The organism is Roseomonas rosulenta, assembly GCF_016106005.1.
Lineage (GTDB): Bacteria > Pseudomonadota > Alphaproteobacteria > Acetobacterales > Acetobacteraceae > Neoroseomonas > Neoroseomonas rosulenta.
In genome coordinates this window covers 1-860 of record NZ_JACADR010000604.1, presented here as the reverse complement: position 1 = coordinate 860, position 860 = coordinate 1, and the positions used below count along the sequence as shown (strand labels likewise).

General features: G+C 74.5%; 1 protein-coding gene. It reads left to right on the top strand.

Going from position 1 to position 860, the window contains the following annotated elements; translation table 11 throughout:
- Positions 1-81: 81 nt before the first annotated feature.
- Positions 82-860: glycosyltransferase family 2 protein (locus HW578_RS27165; protein ID WP_198373803.1), on the top strand; the 779-nt coding region annotated here is incomplete at its 3' end.

Below are 860 nucleotides of genomic sequence, written 5' to 3'. Positions count from 1 at the left end.
GCTCTCGCCCGGCCTCGCGCGCGCCGCGGAGCGGCTCCTGCTGGGCGGCGCGGCGCGGCGGCTGCGCAGGGCGCTGCGCCGATGACCGCGCCGCGCTTCAGCATCGTCACCCCCTGCCTCAACCGCGCCGCCACCATCGGCGCGGCGATCCAGAGCGTGCTGGCGCAGCGCCATCCATCCTTCGAGCACATCATCGTGGATGGCGGGTCGACCGACGGCACCGCCGAGGTGCTGGCGCGCTTCCCCCACCTGGTCGTGGTGCGCGAGCCCGACCGCAACCTGTACGATGCGCTCAACAAGGGCCTCCGGCGCGTGCGGGGCGAGCTGGTCGGGTTGCTGAACAGCGACGACCTCTATGCCCCGGGCGCCTTCGCCGCCGCCGAGGCTGCGCTGGCCGACCCTGCGCTGGACCTGGTGATCGGCGCCGCCGAGTTCTTCGCCACCGAGGACGGGCGCGACATCACGCTGCGCCGCCTGGCGGGCGAGGCGGCGGTCGGGCTGAGCGAGGCGAACGCCATCGGCAACGTCACCACCATGAACGCCGCGATCTACCGCCGCGCGCTGTTCGACCGCGTGGGGTTCTTCGACGACCGCTTCCCGCTCGCCGCCGACAAGGATTTCTGGCTGCGCCTGGTGCTGGCGGCGCCGCGCCACCGCGTGATCCCGGACACCATCATCCGCTACCGCAGCCATGCCGGCTCGCTGACCTTCGCGGCGGGCGACCTGCGCGACAAGCTGTCGCGGCACCTGCTGGATCTCGCGCGGGTGCGCCTGGCGGAATCGCCGCCCGGATCGCCGGCGCGCGCGGCCTATCGCCGCTGGCACGCCTGGGCGGCGGGCTACCGCGCGGCGCTGCAGGC